This is a genomic window from Streptomyces sp. NPDC101132, assembly GCF_044759225.1.
Taxonomy (GTDB): domain Bacteria; phylum Actinomycetota; class Actinomycetes; order Streptomycetales; family Streptomycetaceae; genus Streptomyces.
In genome coordinates this window covers 101,924-122,088 of record NZ_JBIVYX010000003.1, presented here as the reverse complement: position 1 = coordinate 122,088, position 20,165 = coordinate 101,924, and the positions used below count along the sequence as shown (strand labels likewise).

Genomic DNA, 20,165 nt, shown 5'->3' with positions numbered 1-20,165 from the left:
CCCACTACCATCGGCGGCCATGGGGGGCGGGCAGCACATCCGACACGGGCGCACCAGGCGCCACGTCGCCCTGCTGTGCGCCCTGGGCACCCTGCTGGCGGCTCTCTTCCTGTGTACGGGTACGGGGTCGTCCGGCCCGGTACGGGACCCCGGCGCCGCCGCCGCGCGCCACGCCGCCGAGGTGCACCGCGCCGCGTACGTCTGCCCGTACGACCTGCCGGGCTGCTCGCCCTTCTCGCACCTGACGCCGGGTGTCCTGACCGCGCCCCCGCCCGCCGCCGCGCTCCCCGCGGTGGTGCCGCCGCCCCCCGGGCCCGACCTCCCGGCCGGCCGGCGGCCGCCCCCGGAGCCGTTGGCGCGCGCCCCCGACCTCCACGTCCTTCAAGTGCTGCGGACCTGAGGCGGACCGTTTCTCCCGCTCATCCCGCCAACCCCCACATACGAGAAGGACCAGCCATGGGCAGCAAGACCTCCAACACCTCCCGCCAGGCGCGCATAGCCGAGATGCGGCGCGCCGAGCAGGCCCGCGACCGCCGCAACAAGATCATCGCGATCACCGTCTCCGTCCTCGTCCTCGGCGGCCTCGGCGGCTTCGGCGCGTACGTCCTCAACAAGAAGGCGGACCAGGTCCAGGCCAAGGAGGACCTCGTCAAGAAGCCGGTCTCGGCCGAGCAGAGCTGGGACGTGAAGAAGCTGGGCCGCAACCACGTCACCAAGGCCGTGTCGTACCCGATGAAGCCCCCGGTCGGCGGCGACCACAACCCGGTCTGGATGAACTGCAACGGCGACGTCTACACGACCGCGATCCCCGACGTGAACGCCGTCCACTCGCTGGAGCACGGGGCCGTCTGGATCACGTACAACACCAAGGCCGCCAAAGGCGACGTCGAGAAGCTCGCCAAGAAGGTCAAGAAGACCCCGTACACGCTGATGAGCCCGGTCGACGGCCAGGCGGGCGCGATCATGCTGAGCGCCTGGGGCAAGCAGGTGTCGGTGGACGGGGCGGACGACGCGCGGGTGGACCAGTTCCTCGCCAAGTACGTCCAGGGCCCGCAGACGCCCGAGCCGGGTGCCGCGTGCACGGGCGGAATGGCCGCCCAGTGAACCGGGCGCGGTGGGCCGCCGTGACGGCGGTCGTCGGGGCCCTGCTCTTCGCGGGCGCGGCGACCGTGGCGACCGCGGGCGACGGGTCCGGGGAGGACCGCGTCCCGGCCGTCACCTCGGCGGACGCGGGGTTCGCGCGGGACATGTCGGTGCACCACCAGCAGGCGGTGGAGATGTCCTTCATCGTCCGTGACCGCACGCAGGACGAGGCGGTGCGCCGCCTCGCGTACGACATCGCCAACACCCAGGCCAACCAGCGCGGCATGATGCTCGGCTGGCTCGACCTGTGGGGGCTGCCGAAGGTGTACCCGGCCGCCGAGCCGATGGCCTGGATGGCCGAGGGCGGCGAGGACGGTAAGGGCGGCGAGGACGGCGAGGGCGGTCACGCCGGGCACGGGGAGGCCGCCGGCGGGCACGGTGGGCACGATGCCGGGTCCGGTGGGCACGGCGGCCACGGCGGTGTCGCCGCCAAGGAGGGCGCGCTGATGCCGGGCATGGCCACGCCGGCCGAACTGGAGCAGCTGCGCAAGGCCGGGGGCAAGCAGGCCGAGATCCTCTTCCTGCAGCTCATGACCGACCACCACAAGGGCGGCGTCGCCATGGCCCAGGGCTGCGTGGAACTCTGCGAGCCGGGTGTGGAACGCGACCTCGCCCAGGGGATGGTCGAGGCCCAGCAGTCCGAGCTGACGCTGATGGCGGACATGCTCCGGGAGAGGGGCGCGGCGCCGCGCCCCTGAGTCCCCCGAGGAACAGGCCTACGCCTCCACGGCCGCCACGACCGCCCGCGCCACCTGGCGCGGGCGGTCGCGCATGACCAGGTGTCCCGCGGGCTCGGCGACCTCGAAGCGGGCGCCGAGGGCGTCGGCCAGGGCCGCCTGCGCGGCCAGCCAGCACAGCGCGGGGTCGCGGGCGGAGCCGTCGTACCCGGCGAGGACGGTGACCGGGAGGCCGGCCGGGAGCGGGCGGGCGGCGCGCAGCGCGAGGACCTCGGCCGCCATGGCGGGGTACCGGGCGTTCTCCAGCAGCATCCCGCGCCAGACCCGGCCGGTGCGGTAGCAGCGGCGCACGAGGCGGGCATCGGCGGCGCCGCGGTACGGGGCGGGGGCGCCGTACGGGGCCGGAGCGACGTCGGATGCGGCCGGGGCGACGCCGAGCGGTGCCGGGGCGACGTCGTGCGGGGCCGCGCTGCCGCCGGAGGAGGTCCGGGCGCTGCCGTACGGGGCCGCGGTGCCGTGGGACGCGGCCGCTGTGCCGCCGAAGGAGGTCCCGGCGCCGGCGGGCGCCGCCGCGGTGCCCTCGTACGAAGCCAGGGCGACGTCGGACGCGGCCGCGGTGCCGTCGTACCGGGGCGGGGCGTCGCCGTACCGGCCACCCGCACCCGTGGCCCGTTCCGCGGCGCCGTCGTACGGGCCCACCGTGCCCAGTCGCAGCATCGCGCGCCGGGCCGCCGGGCCGAGGGCCGCCGGCAGGCCCGCTGCGGTGGCGAGGGCGCCCAGGGCCCGGGCGGCGGCGGTGCGCAGGGCCGGCAGAGGTGCGGCGGCCGCCCCGGCGACGCTGCCGTCGACCAGCAGCAGGGCGGCGGTGCGGCCGGGGTGCAGGCGGGCGAAGGCCTCGGCGTGGAACCCGGCGGCGGAGTGCCCGGCCACCGTGACCGGTCCCCGGTCGGAGAGGCCCAGGGCGTCCAGGACCGCGGCGATCCGGCGGGCCTCCCCCGCGGCCGTGGGCGGCGCGGCCGCGGGGCCGCTCAGTCCGTGCCCGGGACGGTCGAAGCGGACCACGGTCCGGTGCGGGGCCAGGAAGGGCACGACGGGGTCCCAGTCGTACCAGCCGAGGCCCAGCCCGGCGCTGAGCACCGCCACCGGCCCCGAGCCCTCGACCCGTACGTGCACCGGCACCCCGTCCACCCGCACGAAGCCGTCCCTTCCGGCCCCGGTCACCGAGCCGTCTCCCCCGCCACCCGTCACCAAGCCGTCCCTCCAGCACGCGGCACCGAGCCGTCTCCCACAACACCCGTCACGAAGCCGTCTCCCCCGCCGCCCGTCACGTCCGGCGCTCCTTGGCGACCGCCCAGGCCAGGGTGGCGAGCCAGACGGCCACGAGCAGCACCTGGAGGCGCTGTCCGGCCCCGAGGGACCAGGTCCCGCGCCCGGCGGTGAAGGCGGCGACGGCGCCCAGGGTCCAGACCGTGGCGAGGAGTTCGAGTACGACGAGGACCGGACCGGTACGGGCCACGGGCGACCACCACCGGTAGCGGCGCGCGGCGACGGTCAGGCAGATGATCCCGGCCAGGGCACCCGTCATGGCGAGGCTGCTGCTGACGGCGTGGGCCTGGTGGGTGGCCGGCACCAGGCCGGCGGTCTCGCGGGCCGCGCACTCGGGGTCGACGGTGGGCGCGCAGCTGAGGGGGAGCCAGGCGTCGGCGGCCGTGGCGGCGCCGAACAGGGTGAGGCCGGCCCAGCCGGCCAGGGCCCAGGGGCGGCGGGACTCGGGGTGGCGGACGGTACGCAGCAGGGCGAGGAGCGCCCCGGCCAGGACGAGCAGGCCGGCGGTGAAGTCGGTGGCGCGGAAGAGGCCTCCCATGGGCTGGTCCTGGGCGGCGAGTTCGCTGACGTAGGTCTGGACGGGGTCGAGGCCGGTGGAGAGGACGACTTCGAGGACCCAGGCGGTGTAGGCCGCAGCGCCGAGACCGAGGAGGGCGGCGACGGGCCGCGTACCGATTGTGGACATAGTGGGAGCAATCCTAAGAGCCGACGCCGCACCCTTACGTCACGCATACCCTCCGGGGGTAAGCTGCGCCGCATGACCGTCCGCCCCGCCCTCACCCGCGCGCTGCTGCTCGCGGGGCTGCTGCTGGGGCTGGTCACCATGCACACGCTCGGCCACCCGGCCCCGGCCCGTGCCGCCGCCGACGCCCCCACGGCTCCCGGTGCCGCGCATCCCGATCATGCCGGGCGCGGAATGCACGGCCGGCACGGGCAGTACGAGCAACCCCCCACCGCACCCGCCGGGGCCGCGAGGCCCGGCCACGAAGGGCACGGGGTCGCCGCGGCACCCACCGCCGCCGAGGCGCCGCACGCGAACGCCACGCACGCCACGCACGCCACGCACGCCACGCACACGAACGCCGCACACGCCGGCACCGATCCCACCGGCACCGCGCACACCGGTGGTGGCACCGGCGGGCTCGATCCGATGGCCGTGTGCCTGGCCGTACTCGGGGCACTGGTCCTGGTGGCGCTGGCCGGCGGGCATCCGCTCGCCCGGCGCGCCCGCCCTGCCCCGCACCCCGGCCGGACCGGCCGACGGTGGGCGGCGGGCAGGGCGCCGCCCTCCCGGACGGTGGTCCTGCGGGTATAGGACGGACCGGCACCAGACGCGTCCACCCCACACCCGCCACCCTCCACGAGGTGCACACCCATGCGCACGCCCACTTCCCTCACCCGACGCGCCCTGCTCGGCACCGGCGCGGCCCTCGCCGCCGGCACCGTCCTGTCCGCGTGCTCCACCGGCTCCGGCGAGAACGGCCACGGCGGCCACGCCATGCCGGGCTCGACCCCCGGCACCGCCGCCACCCCCGCCGGCTACGTCGCCCCGGACGGCCCCGAGGTCAGGGCCGCCGAGGCCGCCCGCCCCGACAGCGGCCGGGTCCGCGAGGTGCGGCTCACGGCCACCCCCGGCACCCTCGACCTCGGCGGCGGCCGCACCGTGTCCTCCTGGTCGTACGGCGACCGGCTGCCCGGCCAGGAGGTACGGGCCACCGCGGGCGACACCCTGGCACTCACCCTCGCCAACCACCTCCCGGAGGCCACCTCCCTCCACTGGCACGGGCTCGCCCTCCGCAACGACATGGACGGCGTGCCCGGCCTGACCCAGCGGGACATCGGGCCGGGCCGGTCCTTCCCGTACCGGTTCAAGCTCTCCCACCCGGGCACCTACTGGTTCCACCCGCACTCCGGCGTCCAGCAGGACCGGGGTCTGTACGCACCGCTGGTCGTCGAGGACCCGAAGGAGCCGCTGCGGTACGACGCGGAGTGGGTCGTCGTCCTCGACGACTGGCTGGACGGGGTCGACGGCTCCACCCCGGACGCCGTCCTCGCAGAACTGTCCAAGGGCATGCCGGGCCACGGCTCGGGCGGTACGGGCGGTACGGGCGGCCACGCCGGCCACGGCCCGGCAGGTCCGGGCGCCACCCCCGCCCGCACCCCGTCCCCCGCCCCCACCGGCCCGTCCCGCGTCCTCATGGGCGCCCGCAGCGACGCCCTGATGGGCGACGCGGGCGACGTCGCGTACCCCCACTACCTGGTCAACGGCCGGGTCGCGGAGGACCCGCAGACCTTCCGCGCCCGCCCCGGCGACCGCATCCGCCTCCGCATCGTCAACGCGGGCGGCGACACCGCCTTCCGGGTGGCTCTGGGCGGCCACGAGCTGACCGTCACGCACACCGACGGCTTCCCCGTCACCCACGCCCCGGCGGACGCCCTGCTCATCGGGATGGGCGAGCGGTACGACGTCCTCGTGACCGCCGGGGACGGGGTGTTCCCGCTGACGGCGGTGGCGGAGGGCAAGGGCGGCGCGGCCCTGGCGGTGCTGCGCACCGGCAGCGGCGCCACCCCCGCACCGGGCACCCGACCGGCCGAGCTGACCCGCCGCCTCGTGGCCGGCAAGGACCTCCGGGCCGCACCCTCGGCGGCCCTCGCCGAGCGCGCCCCGGACCGTACGGTCAAGATCCGGCTCACGGGCGGCATGGCGGCGTACGACTGGGCCTTCGACGGCAGGCCGTACACCCCCGACCAGCGGCACCCGGTCGAGGCCGGCGAGCGCGTCCGGCTGGTCTTCGCCAACTCCACGTCCATGTGGCACCCGCTGCACCTGCACGGGCACACCTTCGCGCTCGGCGGCGTCCGGGGCGGGGCGCGCAAGGACACGGCGCTGATCCTGCCGAACGGCACGCTGGTCGCGGACTTCGAGGCGGACAACCCCGGCTTGTGGATGATCCACTGCCACAACGTCTACCACGCGGAGGCGGGCATGATGACGGTCCTCGGCTACCGCCGCTGACCTGAGGGAACACCCGCCGGCGCGCCCCCGCGCCGAAGCCCGTCCGGGGCCCGGAAGGACCCCCGGACGGGCTTCGGACGGGCTTCGGACGGACCTCGGACGGCTCCCGGTAGGCCCCCCGAACGCAGACTCCGCCACCCCCACCCAGGACATCGCGTCAGAAAGACGATTACACTGGCGGCGTGCCTCAACTTCGCCTCGCTCTGAATCAGATCGACTCGCACGTCGGCGACATCGCCGCCAACGCCGAGGCGGTCGTGCACTGGACCCGGCACTCCGCCGAGCAGGGCGCCCACCTGGTGGCGTTCCCCGAGATGGTGTTGACCGGCTACCCCGTCGAGGACCTCGCGCTGCGCGGGTCCTTCGTGGACGCCTCCCGCCGCGCCCTGCGCGACCTGGCCGCCCGGCTGGCGGCCGAGGGCTTCGGGGAACTGCCCGTGGTGGTCGGCTACCTGGACCGCTCCGAGCACGCGGCCCGCTACGGCCAGCCCGCCGGCTCCCCGCAGAACGCGGCCGCCGTGCTCCACCGCGGCGGCGTCGCCCTGCGCTTCGCCAAGCACCACCTCCCCAACTACGGCGTCTTCGACGAGTTCCGCTACTTCGTGCCGGGCGACACCCTGCCGGTGGTCCGGGTGCACGGCGTCGACGTGGCGCTCGCGATCTGCGAGGACCTCTGGCAGGAGGGCGGCCGGGTCCCGGCCACCCGGTCCGCCGGGGCCGGGCTGCTGATCTCCGTCAACGCCTCCCCGTACGAGCGCAACAAGGACGACGTCCGCCTCGAACTGGTCCGCAAGCGCGCCCAGGAGGCCGGCTGCACCCTCGCCTACCTGGCGATGACCGGCGGTCAGGACGAGCTGGTCTTCGACGGCGACTCGATCGTCGTGGACCGTAACGGCGAGGTCGTCGCCCGCGCCCCGCAGTTCACCGAGGGCTGCGTCCTGGTGGACCTCGACCTCCCGGCTGCGGCCGCCGAGCCCGTCGAGGGCACGGTGGACGACGGCCTGCGGATCGACCGCGTGGTCCTCTCCGAGGAGCCGGTGCCGGCCTACGCGCCCGAGGTGACGGGCGGCTACGCGGACCGCCTGGAGGACGACGAGGAGGTCTACTCGGCGCTGGTCGTCGGCCTGCGCGCGTACGTCCGGAAGAACGGTTTCCGCTCGGTCCTGATCGGGCTGTCCGGCGGCATCGACTCCGCGCTGGTCGCCGCGGTCGCCTGCGACGCGGTGGGCGCGGCCAACGTGTACGGCATCTCCATGCCGTCCAAGTACAGCTCGGACCACTCCAGGGGCGACGCGGCGGACCTGGCGCGCCGCACCGGCCTCAACTTCCGCACCGTGCCGATCGAGCCGATGTTCGACGCGTACATGGGCTCGCTCGGGCTCACCGGCCTGGCCGAGGAGAACCTCCAGTCCCGGCTGCGCGGCACGATGCTGATGGCCGTCTCCAACCAGGAGGGCCACCTCGTCCTCGCGCCGGGCAACAAGTCGGAGCTGGCGGTGGGGTATTCGACGCTGTACGGCGACTCGGTCGGCGCGTACGGGCCCATCAAGGACGTCTACAAGTCGGACGTCTTCCGCCTCGCGCGCTGGCGCAACAGGGCCGCGGAGGAGCGCGGGCAGGTGCCCCCCATCCCCGAGAACTCCATCGTGAAGCCGCCGAGCGCCGAACTGCGCCCGGGCCAGGTCGACACGGACTCGCTGCCGGACTACGAGGTGCTGGACGCGGTGCTCGCCCTGTACGTGGACCGCGACCAGGGCATGGAGCAGATCGTGGCCGCCGGCTACGACCCGGAGCTGGTCGCCCGGACGCTGCGGATGGTGGACACGGCGGAGTACAAGCGCCGCCAGTACCCGCCGGGCACCAAGATCTCCGCGAAGGGCTTCGGCAAGGACCGCCGCCTCCCGATCACCAACGGCTGGCGCGAACGCGCCTGAGCCCGCCACCGGCCGGGAGGAGTACGGGGTTCCCCGATCCCCCTCCCGGCCGGTCCCGGGCCGCGGCCCCCGGCTCAGACGGTCAGGCGGGCCGCCACCGGGAGGTGGTCGCTGCCGGTGGCCTGGAGGGTCCAGGAGGCCTCCGGCTTGATGCCGCGGACCATGATCTGGTCGATGCGGGCCATCGGGAAGTCCGCCGGCCAGCTGAAGCCGAAGCCGTCGCCCGCCGCACCCTGGGTCGAGCGCATCTGGGAGGTGATCGGGGACAGCGCCCGGTCGTTCATGGTGCCGTTGAGGTCACCGAGCAGCACCACCTTGTCCAGGGGCTCCGCGGCCAGGGCGTGGCCGAGGGCGTCGGCGCTGTTGTCGCGCTGGTTGGCGGTGAAGCCGGCCCGCAGCTTGACCCGGACGGACGGCAGGTGGGCGACGTACACGCCGACCGGGCCGTGCGAGGTTTCCGCGGTGGTGCGCATCGCCCGCGTCCAGCCCATCTTTATGTCCACCGGCGCGGTGTTGCCGAGCGGGTACTTGCTCCACACCCCGACCGTGCCCTCGACCGCGTGGTACTTGTACGTCTTCGCCAGCTCGCGGGAGTACACGGGGACGGCGCTCGCCTTGAGCTCGGTGAGGGCCAGGATGTCGGCGCCGGAGGCGGCGATCTTGGCGGCGGTGCCGTGCTGGTCGGGGTTGTCGGCGTCGACGTTGTGGGTGGCGACCGTCAGGTTGCCGCCGGCGCCGGACTTGTCGGTGATCAGGCCGCCGAAGAGGTTGACCCAGACCGCGGCCGTCAGCGCTATGGCGATCAGCGCGGTCGCCGACACCCGCCACACGGCGATGACCAGCAGCACCGGCACGAACAGGCCGAGCCAGGGCAGGAAGGTCTCGATGAGGCTGCCGGTGTTGCCGACGCTGTTGGGGAGCTCCGCGTGGAAGATCATCACCAGGGACAGCACGACGGCGAAGGCCGCGGTGACGATGCCGCGCCGCCAGATCCCGGGGTCCCTGCGCAGTCCGGCCCAGCGGCGCCGGAACCGGGACCCGGTGCGCTCGTCCTCCGCGCCGCCGTTCCCCGTCTCCGCCATGTACGCCTGTGCCATGCCACTGCCCTCACTGCCTTGCTCGCGCACCGTCCCCGCCCCTTGACCCTAGGCGATGATCGGCTGCTTCCGTGCCGTCCGGGGACGGCCGTACGGGCACGAGGACGACGATCGAAGGGACGAGCGTTGCACTTGTAGCGAAACGCTCACATTCGCGGTGGCCGGTCATCCGTCCGGGCGGTCCGCGGTAAACGTGATCAGGCAGACAGCCGGGCCGCGTGCGCTCCACTTCCGGTCCGGCCCGGCGTGATGCCACCATGGGGAGTGAGTCCGGGGACGCCGTGAGGGCGCCACGAGATGACACAAGGAGTCGTTGCGATGACGCACGCCGTTTCGCCTGCCCGTGAGACCTCCCTGTACGGAGGGAAGGGCAACCGCCGCATCACCGTCCGTGATCTGACCGCCGCCAAGGAGCGGGGCGAGAAGTGGCCCATGCTCACGGCCTACGACGCGATGACCGCCTCGGTGTTCGACGAGGCCGGGATCCCCGTGATGCTCGTGGGTGACTCCATGGGCAACTGTCACCTCGGTTACGACACCACCGTGCCGGTCACCATGGACGAGATGACGCTGCTCTCCGCGGCCGTCGTGCGCGGCACCAGGCGCGCCCTGATCGTCGGCGACCTGCCCTTCGGCTCGTACCAGGAAGGTGCCGTGCAGGCCCTGCGCAGCGCCACCCGCCTCGTGAAGGAGGCCGGCGTGCACGCGGTGAAGCTGGAGGGCGGCGAGCGCTCGCTGCGCCAGACCGAGCTGATCGTGCAGTCCGGCATCCCGGTCATGTCCCACCTGGGCCTGACCCCGCAGTCCGTGAACGCCATGGGCTACCGCGTCCAGGGCCGTACGGACGAGGCCGCGCACCAGCTGCTGCGCGACGCCAAGGCCGCGCAGGACGCCGGCGCCTTCGCGGTGGTCCTGGAGCTGGTGCCGGCCGAGCTGGCCGCCGAGGTGACGCGCTCGCTGCACATCCCGACCGTCGGCATCGGCGCGGGCTCGGACTGCGACGCGCAGGTGCTGGTGTGGACCGACATGATGGGCCTGACCGGCGGGAAGATGCCGAAGTTCGTCAAGCAGTACGCGAACCTGCGGCAGACCATGGGGGACGCGGCCAGGGCGTTCGCCGAGGACGTGGTGGGCGGCACGTTCCCGCAGGAGGAGCACTCCTTCCACTGAGCCGCCGGGCCGCGTGACCGCGTGAGCCGCGTGACCGCGTGAGCCGCGTGACCGCGTGCCGAGTGACCGAGTGACCGGATGCCCGCCGGCACGGACGCCCCGTGCCGGCGGGCTTCGGCGTTCCCGGGCGCGGAGGCGGCGGGGCCCGCGGCCGGACCGCCGTCGGGCCCTCGGCGAAACCGTCGGGGAACGTCGCGGTCGCGGAACGTCGCGGAACGTCGGCGGAACGTCGGCGTCCGGACCCTCCCCAGTCCCGCTCCCTCCCCCGGTCCCGCCTCCTGTCGGCGACCTGTCGGTGCGTTGTCGGTGGCGGCTGGTCCCATGGTCCGCATGACGCGAATCGACAAGAACCCCGGAAGCGGCCCCAACGCCGTCGAGGTGCGGGGGCTGGTCAAGCACTACGGCGAGACGAAGGCGCTCGACGGAGTCGACCTGGACGTGCGCGAGGGCACCGTCCTCGGCGTGCTCGGCCCCAACGGCGCCGGCAAGACCACCCTGGTGCGCTGCCTGTCCACCCTGATCGTCCCGGACGCCGGCACGGCCACCGTGGCCGGCTTCGACGTGGTCCGCCAGCCCCGCCAGCTGCGCCGCACCATCGGCCTGACCGGCCAGTACGCCTCGGTCGACGAGAGGCTGTCCGGCTGGGAGAACCTCTACATGATCGGGCGCCTGCTCGACCTGTCCCGCAAGGACGCCCGCCGCAGGGCGGACGAGATGCTGGAGCGGTTCTCGCTGGCGGACGCGGCCAAGAAGGTCGCCGGGCTGTACTCCGGCGGCATGCGCCGCCGTCTGGACCTCGCGGCCTCCCTCATCGGGAACCCGGCCGTGATCTACCTGGACGAGCCCACCACCGGCCTGGACCCGCGCACCCGCAACGAGGTGTGGGACGAGGTGCAGCGCCTGGTGGCCGAGGGCGCGACCGTCCTGCTCACCACCCAGTACATGGAGGAGGCCGAGCAGCTGGCGAGCGAGCTGACGGTCATCGACCGCGGCAAGGTCATCGCCAACGGCAAGGTCGACGAGCTGAAGGCCCGCGTCGGCGGCCGCACCCTGCGGATCCGCCCGGCCGACCCGGCGGACCTGCCCGGCATGGCCCGGTCGCTGGCCGAGGCGGGCCTCGACGGCCTCGCCGGCTCGCAGGCGGTGCCGGACGAGGGCGTGCTGCTGGTCCCGATCCTGAGCGACGAGCAGCTGACCGCCGTGGTCGGGCTGCTGGCGGCCCGCGGCTACGGGATCGCCGACCTGGGCACGTACCTGCCCAGCCTGGACGAGGTGTTCCTCTCCATCACCGGCCACAAGCCCCTGTCCGTGGACGGCTCCGCGGACTCCGTCCCCACCGGCACGACCGAGGAGGTCGCGGCATGAGCACGACGACTACCGCTCCGGCCCGCGACGCGGCCCCCGGCGCCCCCTCCCCCGCCGCGTCCACGGCCGCCGACAGCCGGATCGGGCTGCGCGGGAACCTGCGGCACATCGGCGCCCTGGCGCGCCGCAACGCCCTCCAGATCAAGGCGAACCCGGAGTCGATCTTCGAGGTCGTCCTGATGCCGATCGTCTTCATCCTGCTCTTCGTCTACGTCTTCGGCGGCGCGATCGCGGGCAAGGGCAACCAGGACGCGTACGTCAACTACCTGGTGCCCGGCATGATGGCGATGATGGGCCTGAACATCGCCATGGCCGTCGGCACGGGCGTGAACGAGGACTTCCAGAAGGGCGTGATGGACCGGTTCCGGTCCATGCCGATCGCCCGCTCCTCGGTCCTCATCGCCAAGATCGTGGTCGAGATCGGCCGGATGCTGGTGGCCACCGCCATCCTGCTCGGCATGGGCTTCCTGCTGGGCCTGGACATCAAGACCTCGGTGCTCGACCTGTTCGCCGCCGTCGGCCTCTCGATGGTCTTCGGCGCCTCGCTGATGTGGATCTTCATCCTGCTCGGTCTGACCATGAAGACGGCGCAGGCCGTCCAGGGGGTCGCGATGCTCGTCCTGATGCCGCTCCAGTTCGGCAGCTCGATCTTCAGCCCGCCGTCCTCGATGCCCGGCTGGCTGCAGTCCTTCACCGACTACAACCCGCTGTCCAACCTGGCCGACGCGGCCCGCAACCTCATCAACGGCGGCCCGGTCGCCCACTCGGTGTGGATGACGCTGGGCTGGGCCGTGGTGATCACCGCGGTCACGGCTCCGCTGGCGGTCGCGAAGTTCCGCAGGAAGACCTGATCCGGACCGGCACCCGGTCCCGGGGGAAGGACCTGGTCCGGCATCCGGATCGCGTCCCGAAGGCCGGATCAGACGAGGGCGGCGGCCTCCTCCAGGGTGAGGCCGCCGCCTTCGGCGTACGCCGCCTCGTACGCGGCGTCGCCCAGCGCGGCCCGCGCGTTGGCGGCCGCCCAGTCCCTGCCCTCCCGCTCCATCAGGGGCGCGAAGTGCCCGGGAGGCAGCAGCCCCTGGTAGGCGCCCAGCAGCCGGGCGGCCCGGAGGGCGTTCGCCTCGCCGCCCTGGCCGGCCAGCGCGCCCGCGGCCGTCATCAGGTACACGGCCCCCATCTGCGGGGCCACCATCCGCGTCAACGGGTCCGCCGCCTTCTCCAGGGAATCGCGGATCCGGATCAGGGCGGCGTCGTACGCGCCCTCGACGTTGTCGAGCCAGGCCAGTACGCCGAGCACGATGCCGTCGAAGACCGCGTAGGCGCCGTACGCGAACTCCTCGCGCAGCTGCTCCAGCTGCGCCCGGGCTTCGGCGTGCCGGCCGGTGCGCCCGAGCAGCATCGCCAGGAAGATCCGGGCGGCGGGGATCGCCTCGTTGCCGGTGCACTGCCCACGGGCCGCGATCTCGGTGAGGATCTTCTCGGCCTCCGGAGCGTCCGGCCCGTCCGGTTCCTCGGCCAGTACGCCGGCCAGGCGGACCCGCAGCAACGCCACCTGGGCGTCGGCGCCGAGCCGGTGCGCGTACTCCACGGCGGCCCGGAAGTCCCGGGCGGCCTCGGCGAACGCGCCGCGCCGCTCGTGCGCCTCGCCGCGGGCGGACAGCGCCTCGGCGGCACCCCAGTCGTCCCCCAGCTCGGTGTAGATCCGCAGGCTCTCCTCGGCGTCGACGGAGGCCTCCCCGGCCCAGTCGGCCCGGTTGGCACGGATGTTGGCCCGCAGCTGGAGGATGTTGGCCAGCTCCCAGCGGTAGCCGTGCCGGCGGCAGGTGTCCACCGTCTCGTCGATCACGCCGCGCAGCCGCTCGGGGTCCCCGGCGAGCATCACCGCGTACACCCAGAGGGAGCCCGGGGTCCAGCAGGTCTGCGGCAGTCCGGGCCGGTAGGTGGCGACCACGGCCTCGACCAGCGCCCGGGCGGCGGGCGCGTGCCAGGACTCGTAGTTCTGGTCGCGGGAGGCCAGCTGCATCAGCCGCACCCCGCGGCGCGCCTCGGCCAGCAGCTCGCCGGTGAACGGCGGCGCCACCTCGACCACCCTCTGGTGGACGGGCTGCGCGGGGACGACCGGGGTGCCGAACGCCTCGGGGCCCAGGGCGATCGTGGCCTCGGTCCAGTGCCGGGTCTCGGCCCGCAGGTCCCGCATCTGCCAGTACCAGGCGAGGGAGTGGAGCAGGCTGAGGCACTCGTGCTCGTCGCGGCCGGCGACGGCGCGGCGCAGGGCGGTGCGCAGGTTCTCGTACTCGGCGGAGAGCAGCGCGAGGGCGGCGCGCTGGCCGGGTCCGCGGAGCCGGACGTCGGCGGCGCGGGCCAGTTCGCGGTAGTGGACGAGGTGGCGGCGCTCGGTGGCGGCGCGGTCGCCGTCGGCCTCGGCGAGGCGCTCGGCGGCGTACTCGGCGACGGTCTCCAGGAGGCGGTAGCGCATCTCTCCGGTGCCGGTGCCGGCGGCGACGACCAGGGACTTGTCGACGAGGGAGCCGACGAGGTCGGGCACGTCGAGGGGGTCCAGGCCGCCGGGCGCTCCCGGGCCGCCGGCGGTACCGGCCGGAGTGCGGGCCCCGCCCGGGGAGCCGGTCCCGCCCGGGGAGCCGGTCCCGCCCGGGGAGCCGGCCTCGGCGCCCGGCCCGGCGTCGGCGCAGACCGCCTCGGCGGCCGCCAGGTCGCAGCCGCCGGCGAAGACCGACATGCGGCGCAGGACCGCGCGTTCGGGGGCGTCGAGGAGGTCCCAGGACCAGTCGACCACGGCCCGCAGGGTCTGCTGGCGGGGCAGGACGGTGCGGGCGCCGCTGGTGAGGAGGCGGAAGCGGTCGTCGAGCCGGTCGGCGATCTGGCGGGGGGTCAGCAGGCGCAGCCGGGCGGCGGCCAGCTCGATGGCGAGCGGCAGTCCGTCGAGCCGGCGGCAGATCTCGGCGGCGGCCTCGGGGTCCTCGTCCGGGGTGAACCCGGGGCGGGCGGCGGCGCCGCGGTCGGCGAGCAGCCGCAGGGCCATGGGGTCGGGCAGCGGTTCGACCGGACGCAGGCTCTCGCCGGGCACGCCGAGGGGCTCCCGGCTGGTGGCGAGGACCTGTACGCCGGGACAGTGGGCCAGCAGGTGCTCGGCGAGGCGCGCGGCGGCGTCGATCACGTGCTCGCAGTTGTCGAGGAGGAGCAGCAGCCGGCGGCGGCCGCAGTGCTCGACGAGCCGGGCGAGGGGGTCGTCGCCCAGCCGGTCGGTCATGGCGCGCAGTTCCTCCGCGGCCGCGCCGCGCAGCTTGGTCTCCCGGGCGCCGAGGGCGGAGAGCACGGCCTCGGGGACGTCCTCGGGGTCGTCGACGGGGGCGAGTTCGGCCAGCCAGACGCCGTCGGGCCAGCGGTCGCCGATGCCTGCGGTCTCGGCGGCCTCCTGGGAGAGCCGGGTCTTGCCGGCGCCGCCGGGGCCGAGCAGCGTCACCAGCCGGGCCCGCGTCAGGTCCTCGCCGATGACCCGGATGTCCTCGTCCCGCCCGACGAAGGTGGTCAGCCGGGCCCGCAGGTTCCCGGGCACCCGGATGCGCCGGTCCCCGGCGGGGCCCTCGGGGCGGCGCGCGCCGTCCGCGGAGCTCGGGGCGTACGGGCCGTCCGCGGCGTTCCGGCCGTACGGGCCGTCGGCCGGGGCCGCACCCGGGGCCGCCGGGGCGGGGTGGCCGTACCGCCCCGCCGTGGCCGCCCCCGTGGGCCGGCCGCCCCCGGCCGGGGGCTCCCCCGGGCCGGGGTTCAGGAGTTCGGCGTGCAGGGCGCGCAGGGCGGGGCCCGGGTCGGTGCCGAGGCGGTCGGAGAGGTCCTCGCGTACGGACTCGTAGGCGGCCAGGGCCTCGGCGGGGCGGCCCGCGTCGCGCAGCGCCCGGATGCGCAGGGCCTGGAGCGGCTCGTCCAGCGGGTGGTCGGCGCAGAGGGCGGTGAGGTCCGGCAGCGACCGCTCGGCCTGGCCGAGGGCGAGGGCCGCCGCGAAGGCGCCCCGGCGCGCGTCGAGCCGTACGGCCTCCCAGCGGGCGGCCTCGGCGGAGCGGTCCGGCAGGTCGGCCAGGGCGGGCCCCCGCCACAGGGCGAGCGCCCGGTCGTAGAGTGCGGCGGCCTCGGCGGGGCCGCCCGCGGTGCCGGCTCGGGTCACCAGCTGCTCGAAGCGGTAGAGGTCGACGTCCTCCCGCGCGGCGTCGAGGCGGTAGCCGCCGGCCGCCGAGCCGACGGCCGCGTGCCCGAGCGTCCGCCGCAGCCGGCCCACGAGGGCCTGGAGGGCGCCGAGGGCGTCGGCCGGCGGGTCGCCGTCCCACACCTCGGCCACCAGCGTGCCCGCGGCCACCGTGCGCCCGGGCCGCAGCGCCAGCGCCGTGAGCAGCGCCCGCAGCCGCGCGCCGCCGACCGCGACGGCCGTTCCGTCGTCTTTGACCACCTGTGTGGTGCCGAGAATCGCGTAGCGCACCCGCCCATTCTCCCTGCCGTCCCGGCCGGCGGGGGAACCCGGTACGGTCGGACCCGCCCGTCCCGCCGAACGAGGAGCCGCATGGCCACGCCGATCCGCCGCAGCAGCCGGAGCGACCGACGGGTGAGTCCCGTCTTCCTCGGGATCGTGGCCGTCATGGCGGTCACCGGGTGGGCGGTGTGGACGGAGTTCGCGGCCAGCACCGGCTTCGCCGTCTTCCTCTTCGTCACCTCGGCCTGGGTGGTCTCGCTCTGCCTGCACGAGTACGCCCACGCGCGCACCGCCCTGCACGGCGGGGACATCTCCGTGGGCGCCAAGGGCTATCTGACGCTGAATCCGCTGAAGTACACGCACGCGCTGCTGAGCATCGTGCTGCCGGTGGTGTTCGTGATCATGGGCGGCATCGGCCTGCCCGGCGGCGCGGTCTTCATCGAGCGGGGCCGGATCCGGGGCCGCTGGAAGCACAGCCTGATCTCGGCGGCGGGGCCGCTGACGAACGCGCTGTTCGCGGTGGTGTGCACGGCGCCGTTCTGGCTGAACGCGCTGGACGGGGTGCCGTACGGCTTCCGGTACGCGCTGGGCTTCCTGGCCCTGCTCCAGGTGACCGCCGCGATCCTGAACGCGCTGCCGGTGCCGGGGCTCGACGGGTACGGGGTGGTGGAGCCCTGGCTGTCGTACACGGTCCGCCGGCAGGTCGAGCCGTTCGCGCCCTTCGGGCTGCTGGCGGTGTTCGTGCTGCTGCTGGTGCCGGAGGTGAACACGCTGTTCTTCGACGCGATCGACGCGGTGCTGCGGGGGCTGGGCGTGTCGGGCTTCGAGACGGCCTGCGGCCAGGACCTCTACCGCTTCTGGCAGGACACCAACCCGCTCTGCGAGCCGGGCGCCGTACGCCTGGGGGCCTGAGCCCCGCCGCACGCGGCCTGGTCCTGCGGTCCGGCCGGCCCTGCCCGGCCGCGGCGCCGGGCCCGGGCCGCCACGCCCTACTGCTGCTTGGCGGCCTTCGCCTTGCGGAGGTGGAACCAGGCGATGTTGGAGGAGACGCCCGCGAGCAGCACCCAGATGATCCCGAGGTAGTCGCCGTTGACGAAGGCGACCACGGCAGCGGCGGTGGCGAGGACGCAGACGACGAGGGCGAACAGGGCGAGGCGGGGCATGGGGTGTGGCTCCTAGCGGGCGGTCCGGGTCGGGTCGTGCCCGACCAGTGTCCCCCATGCCCCGCAGTGGTCCCGTAAAGAAGCCGCGGGACCGGTGCCGGGTCAGACGTCGGTGACGCGCAGCCCGGCGTGGGCCTTGTAGCGGCGGTTCACCGAGATCAGGTTGGCGACCAGCGCCTCGACCTGATGGGCGTTGCGCAGCCGGCCGGAGAAGACGCCGCGCATGCCGGGGATCCGGGCGGCCAGGGCCTGGACGAGGTCGGTGTCGGCGCGGGACTCGCCGAGGACCATCACGTCGGTGTCGATCTCCTCGACGGACTCGTCCTGGAGGAGCACGGCGGAGAGGTGGTGGAAGGCGGCGGTGACGCGCGACTCCGGCAGGAGCGCGGCGGCCTGCTCGGCGGCGCTGCCCTCCTCGGGCTTGAGGGCGTACGCGCCCTTCTTGTCGAAGCCGAGCGGGTTCACGCAGTCGACCACGAGCTTGCCCGCGAGGTCCGCGCGCAGCGCCTCCAGGGTCTTGGCGTGGCCCTCCCACGGCACGGCGATGATCACGACGTCGCTGCGGCGGGCGCACTCGGCGTTGTCGGCGCCCTCGATGCCGAGGCCGAGTTCCGCCGCCGCGGCCTCGGCGCGCTCCGCGGCGCGGGACCCGATGATCACCTTCTGGCCGGCCCGGGCGAACCGGTAGGCGAGGCCGCGGCCCTGGTCGCCGGTGCCGCCGAGGACGCCGATGACCAGGCCGGAGACGTCGGGGAGGTCCCAGGGGTCCTTGGCGGGGGCCTTCGCGGGAGCCTGTCCCGCGCCGGCCTGAGCACTCTCAGTGGAAGTCATGGGCCGACCTTACTGGTGCTGCGAACGGGTGAGGAGGCGACGACCGCTCCCGTCCGGCCGTCCGGTGCGGCAGGATGCCCGTCCATGGATGCCGTACGTGTCGCGCTGCTGCGCGAGGTCCTCGCCGGGACCGAGTGGCCGGGCGCCGCCCGGCGGTTCGCCGTGGCCCTGAGGACCGCGGTCGTCCCGTCCGGCGGCGGGCTGCTGCTGGTGGGCACGGAGACGTACGAGCCCTGGCACCTGGCGGCGCACCTGGTGGACGAGGCGGCCTGGTCGGGGCTGCCCGAGCTGGCGCCGACGCTGGTCCGGCACCGGGTGCAGCCGGGCGAGCCGCCGCACCTCTCGGTGGGGCTGGGCCGGCTGGAGGCGGCCGGCCGCGGCGAGACGCTGCTGGTGGTGGCGCCGGAGGAGCCGGGCGAGGGGCTGCTGGAGCGGGTGCACGACGCGCGCCGGGGCGGGGCGACCGTACTGTCCCTGGACGGCGGGGACCGGGAGCTGGGGGCGCTGGCGCACGACGCGCTGTCCGTGCCGCCGGCGGCGGGGCTCGACCTGGACACCGTCCAGCACCTGGTCAGCGCGGCGGCCGGGGAGAACAGCCTGCCGGTGCAGCGCACGCCGCGGCGCTTCCGGGACCGGCTGGCACGCGTGGCGGACCAGCTGACGGCACCGCCGCCGAGCCGCTGGTAGCGGCCCGCGGCCCCGGCTGCCCGGGCGGGCGTGCCGGAGCCGGGGTGCCGCGGGCCCGCTCCGAAGGGTGTCGGCCCGGGTCAGGTCGCGGTGCCCTCTTCGTCCTCCCGCGACCTGTCGTTCCACTTCGGGTCGGTCTGCCACTCCAGGTTGCGCTCCTGCGCGGTCTCCATGGCGTGCGCCGCCTCCTCGGGGGTGGCGTACGGGCCGAAGCGGTCCTTCGCGGGGCACTCGGGCCCCTCCTCGACCTTCTTGTGGACGAGGCAGTAGTACCACTCGCCGGGCTTGCCCACCTGGCGCTTCTTGAACAGGGCCATCTGCGGCTCCTCTCTCTGCCGCCATGCTGCCCGATCCCCGCTGGATACACTCGCTTGCATGTCTGGCCAGTCGCTGCTCGTCCCAGGGGAGCTCTCTCCCACCCGTTCCGTCCCCGGCAACATCCGGCGCCCCGAGTACGTGGGCAAGCCCGCGCCGAAGCCCTACAAGGGACCGGAGGTGCAGACCGCCGAAACGATCGAGCTGATGCGCATCGCCGGCCGCATCGCCGCGCAGGCGATGGGCGAGGCCGCGAAGCTGATCAAGCCCGGGGTCACCACCGACGAGCTCGACAGGGTGGCGCACGAGTACATGTGCGACCACGGCGCCTACCCCTCGACGCTGGGCTACCGCGGCTTCCCGAAGTCGCTGTGCACCTCGGTGAACGAGGTCATCTGCCACGGCATCCCGGACTCGACCGTCCTCCGGGACGGCGACATCGTGAACCTCGACGTGACGGCGTACATCGGCGGCGTGCACGGCGACAACAACGCCACCTACCTGTGCGGCGAGGTGGACGAGGAGTCGCGGCTGCTGGTCGAGCGCACCCGCGAGTCGCTGGAGCGCGCCATCAAGGCCGTGAAGCCGGGCCGCCAGATCAACATCATCGGCCGGGTCATCGAGTCGTACGCCAAGCGCTTCGGCTACGGCGTGGTCCGCGACTTCACCGGCCACGGCATCAACTCGTCGTTCCACTCGGGCCTGATCATCCCGCACTACGACAGCCCGCACGCCACCACCGTGATCCAGCCCGGCATGACCTTCACGATCGAGCCGATGCTCACGCTGGGCACCCACGAGTACGACATGTGGGAGGACGGCTGGACCGTGGTGACGAAGGACCGCAAGCGGACCGCGCAGTTCGAGCACACGCTGGTGGTCACGGCGACCGGTGCGGAGATCCTCACGCTGCCGTAGCGCCCGCCGGCGGACGGCCGGGAAGGGGCCGGGCGGGGGCGCTGCT

The 20,165-nt window shown here is 74.6% G+C and carries 19 protein-coding genes; 12 read left to right on the top strand and 7 right to left on the bottom strand.

What is annotated here, in order from left to right; all coding sequences use genetic code 11:
- Nucleotides 1-19: 19 nt before the first annotated feature.
- The 3 genes from ACIQUR_RS08150 to ACIQUR_RS08140 are packed head-to-tail and all read left to right on the top strand — an operon-like array spanning nt 20 to nt 1,841.
- A complete protein-coding gene (locus tag ACIQUR_RS08150; RefSeq protein WP_403660196.1) occupies nt 20-400 on the top strand; it encodes a hypothetical protein in 381 nt (126 codons plus the stop codon).
- A gap of 56 nt (nt 401-456) precedes the next feature.
- Complete coding sequence (locus ACIQUR_RS08145) at nt 457-1,104, top strand: DUF3105 domain-containing protein (protein ID WP_403660193.1); 648 nt, start codon at nt 457-459, stop codon at nt 1,102-1,104.
- Between the two features lie 20 nt (nt 1,105-1,124).
- Nucleotides 1,125-1,841 carry a DUF305 domain-containing protein gene (locus tag ACIQUR_RS08140; protein WP_403660190.1) on the top strand — a complete coding sequence of 239 codons (717 nt, stop codon included), beginning with the start codon at nt 1,125-1,127 and terminating at the stop codon, nt 1,839-1,841.
- An 18-nt stretch (nt 1,842-1,859) separates the two neighbouring features.
- Here ACIQUR_RS08140 and ACIQUR_RS08135 read toward each other — a convergent pair whose 3' ends face one another.
- Together ACIQUR_RS08135 and ACIQUR_RS08130 are read right to left on the bottom strand one after the other, a co-directional pair.
- Nucleotides 1,860-3,041 carry an alpha/beta fold hydrolase gene (locus ACIQUR_RS08135; protein WP_403660187.1) on the bottom strand — a complete coding sequence of 394 codons (1,182 nt, stop codon included), beginning with the start codon at nt 3,039-3,041 and terminating at the stop codon, nt 1,860-1,862.
- 103 nt (nt 3,042-3,144) lie between these two features.
- Nucleotides 3,145-3,831 (bottom strand): DUF998 domain-containing protein, encoded by a 687-nt coding sequence (locus tag ACIQUR_RS08130; protein ID WP_403660184.1) that lies wholly within the window; start codon nt 3,829-3,831, stop codon nt 3,145-3,147.
- 72 nt (nt 3,832-3,903) lie between these two features.
- On the opposite strand from ACIQUR_RS08130, the gene ACIQUR_RS08125 reads away from it, so the two are divergent.
- The 3 genes from ACIQUR_RS08125 to ACIQUR_RS08115 all read left to right on the top strand — a co-directional run bounded on the left by ACIQUR_RS08125 (nt 3,904) and on the right by ACIQUR_RS08115 (nt 8,096).
- The gene (locus ACIQUR_RS08125) at nt 3,904-4,461 is read left to right on the top strand and encodes a hypothetical protein (protein WP_403660182.1); all 558 of its coding nucleotides are present in this window, start codon (nt 3,904-3,906) and stop codon (nt 4,459-4,461) included.
- 60 nt (nt 4,462-4,521) lie between these two features.
- Nucleotides 4,522-6,162: a multicopper oxidase family protein gene (locus ACIQUR_RS08120; RefSeq protein WP_403660179.1), complete on the top strand. Its 1,641-nt coding sequence runs from the start codon at nt 4,522-4,524 to the stop codon at nt 6,160-6,162.
- 182 nt (nt 6,163-6,344) lie between these two features.
- A complete protein-coding gene (locus ACIQUR_RS08115; protein ID WP_403660176.1) occupies nt 6,345-8,096 on the top strand; it encodes an NAD+ synthase in 1,752 nt (583 codons plus the stop codon).
- A 74-nt stretch (nt 8,097-8,170) separates the two neighbouring features.
- Here ACIQUR_RS08115 and ACIQUR_RS08110 read toward each other — a convergent pair whose 3' ends face one another.
- Nucleotides 8,171-9,193, bottom strand: coding sequence for an endonuclease/exonuclease/phosphatase family protein (locus ACIQUR_RS08110; protein WP_403660174.1), 1,023 nt, complete (start codon nt 9,191-9,193; stop codon nt 8,171-8,173).
- 318 nt (nt 9,194-9,511) lie between these two features.
- Here ACIQUR_RS08110 and panB point away from each other — a divergent pair, with 318 nt between their 5' ends.
- From panB to ACIQUR_RS08095, 3 genes are all read left to right on the top strand, one after another.
- Nucleotides 9,512-10,363, top strand: coding sequence for a 3-methyl-2-oxobutanoate hydroxymethyltransferase (gene panB / locus ACIQUR_RS08105; RefSeq protein ID WP_403660171.1), 852 nt, complete (start codon nt 9,512-9,514; stop codon nt 10,361-10,363).
- A gap of 321 nt (nt 10,364-10,684) precedes the next feature.
- Nucleotides 10,685-11,728 carry an ATP-binding cassette domain-containing protein gene (locus ACIQUR_RS08100; RefSeq protein WP_403660169.1) on the top strand — a complete coding sequence of 348 codons (1,044 nt, stop codon included), beginning with the start codon at nt 10,685-10,687 and terminating at the stop codon, nt 11,726-11,728.
- Nucleotides 11,725-12,579 (top strand): ABC transporter permease, encoded by an 855-nt coding sequence (locus ACIQUR_RS08095; RefSeq protein WP_403660166.1) that lies wholly within the window; start codon nt 11,725-11,727, stop codon nt 12,577-12,579. Before ACIQUR_RS08100 ends, ACIQUR_RS08095 begins: the two co-directional genes overlap by 4 nt.
- Nucleotides 12,580-12,647: 68 nt before the next feature.
- On the opposite strand, the gene ACIQUR_RS08090 is transcribed toward ACIQUR_RS08095, so the two are convergent.
- Nucleotides 12,648-16,214, bottom strand: coding sequence for an AfsR/SARP family transcriptional regulator (locus tag ACIQUR_RS08090; RefSeq protein WP_403660163.1), 3,567 nt, complete (start codon nt 16,212-16,214; stop codon nt 12,648-12,650).
- A gap of 81 nt (nt 16,215-16,295) precedes the next feature.
- Between ACIQUR_RS08090 and ACIQUR_RS08085 the strand changes: the two genes are divergently transcribed.
- Nucleotides 16,296-17,117, top strand: a complete 822-nt coding sequence (locus ACIQUR_RS08085) for a site-2 protease family protein (protein WP_403660160.1) — start codon at nt 16,296-16,298, stop codon at nt 17,115-17,117.
- A 77-nt stretch (nt 17,118-17,194) separates the two neighbouring features.
- Here the strand turns inward: ACIQUR_RS08085 and ACIQUR_RS08080 are convergent, their stop codons facing one another.
- Both ACIQUR_RS08080 and npdG read right to left on the bottom strand, forming a co-directional pair.
- Nucleotides 17,195-17,368 carry a hypothetical protein gene (locus ACIQUR_RS08080; RefSeq protein ID WP_399939406.1) on the bottom strand — a complete coding sequence of 58 codons (174 nt, stop codon included), beginning with the start codon at nt 17,366-17,368 and terminating at the stop codon, nt 17,195-17,197.
- Nucleotides 17,369-17,470: 102 nt separating this feature from the next.
- Nucleotides 17,471-18,199 (bottom strand): NADPH-dependent F420 reductase, encoded by a 729-nt coding sequence (gene npdG / locus ACIQUR_RS08075; protein WP_403660157.1) that lies wholly within the window; start codon nt 18,197-18,199, stop codon nt 17,471-17,473.
- 84 nt (nt 18,200-18,283) lie between these two features.
- Between npdG and ACIQUR_RS08070 the strand changes: the two genes are divergently transcribed.
- On the top strand, nt 18,284-18,886 hold the full coding sequence (locus ACIQUR_RS08070) for a hypothetical protein (protein WP_403660154.1): 603 nt from the start codon (nt 18,284-18,286) through the stop codon (nt 18,884-18,886).
- Between the two features lie 80 nt (nt 18,887-18,966).
- Here ACIQUR_RS08070 and ACIQUR_RS08065 read toward each other — a convergent pair whose 3' ends face one another.
- Complete coding sequence (locus tag ACIQUR_RS08065; protein WP_403660151.1) at nt 18,967-19,203, bottom strand: hypothetical protein; 237 nt, start codon at nt 19,201-19,203, stop codon at nt 18,967-18,969.
- 58 nt (nt 19,204-19,261) lie between these two features.
- Between ACIQUR_RS08065 and map the strand changes: the two genes are divergently transcribed.
- Complete coding sequence (map, locus tag ACIQUR_RS08060; protein ID WP_403660148.1) at nt 19,262-20,119, top strand: type I methionyl aminopeptidase; 858 nt, start codon at nt 19,262-19,264, stop codon at nt 20,117-20,119.
- Nucleotides 20,120-20,165: the final 46 nt, after the last annotated feature.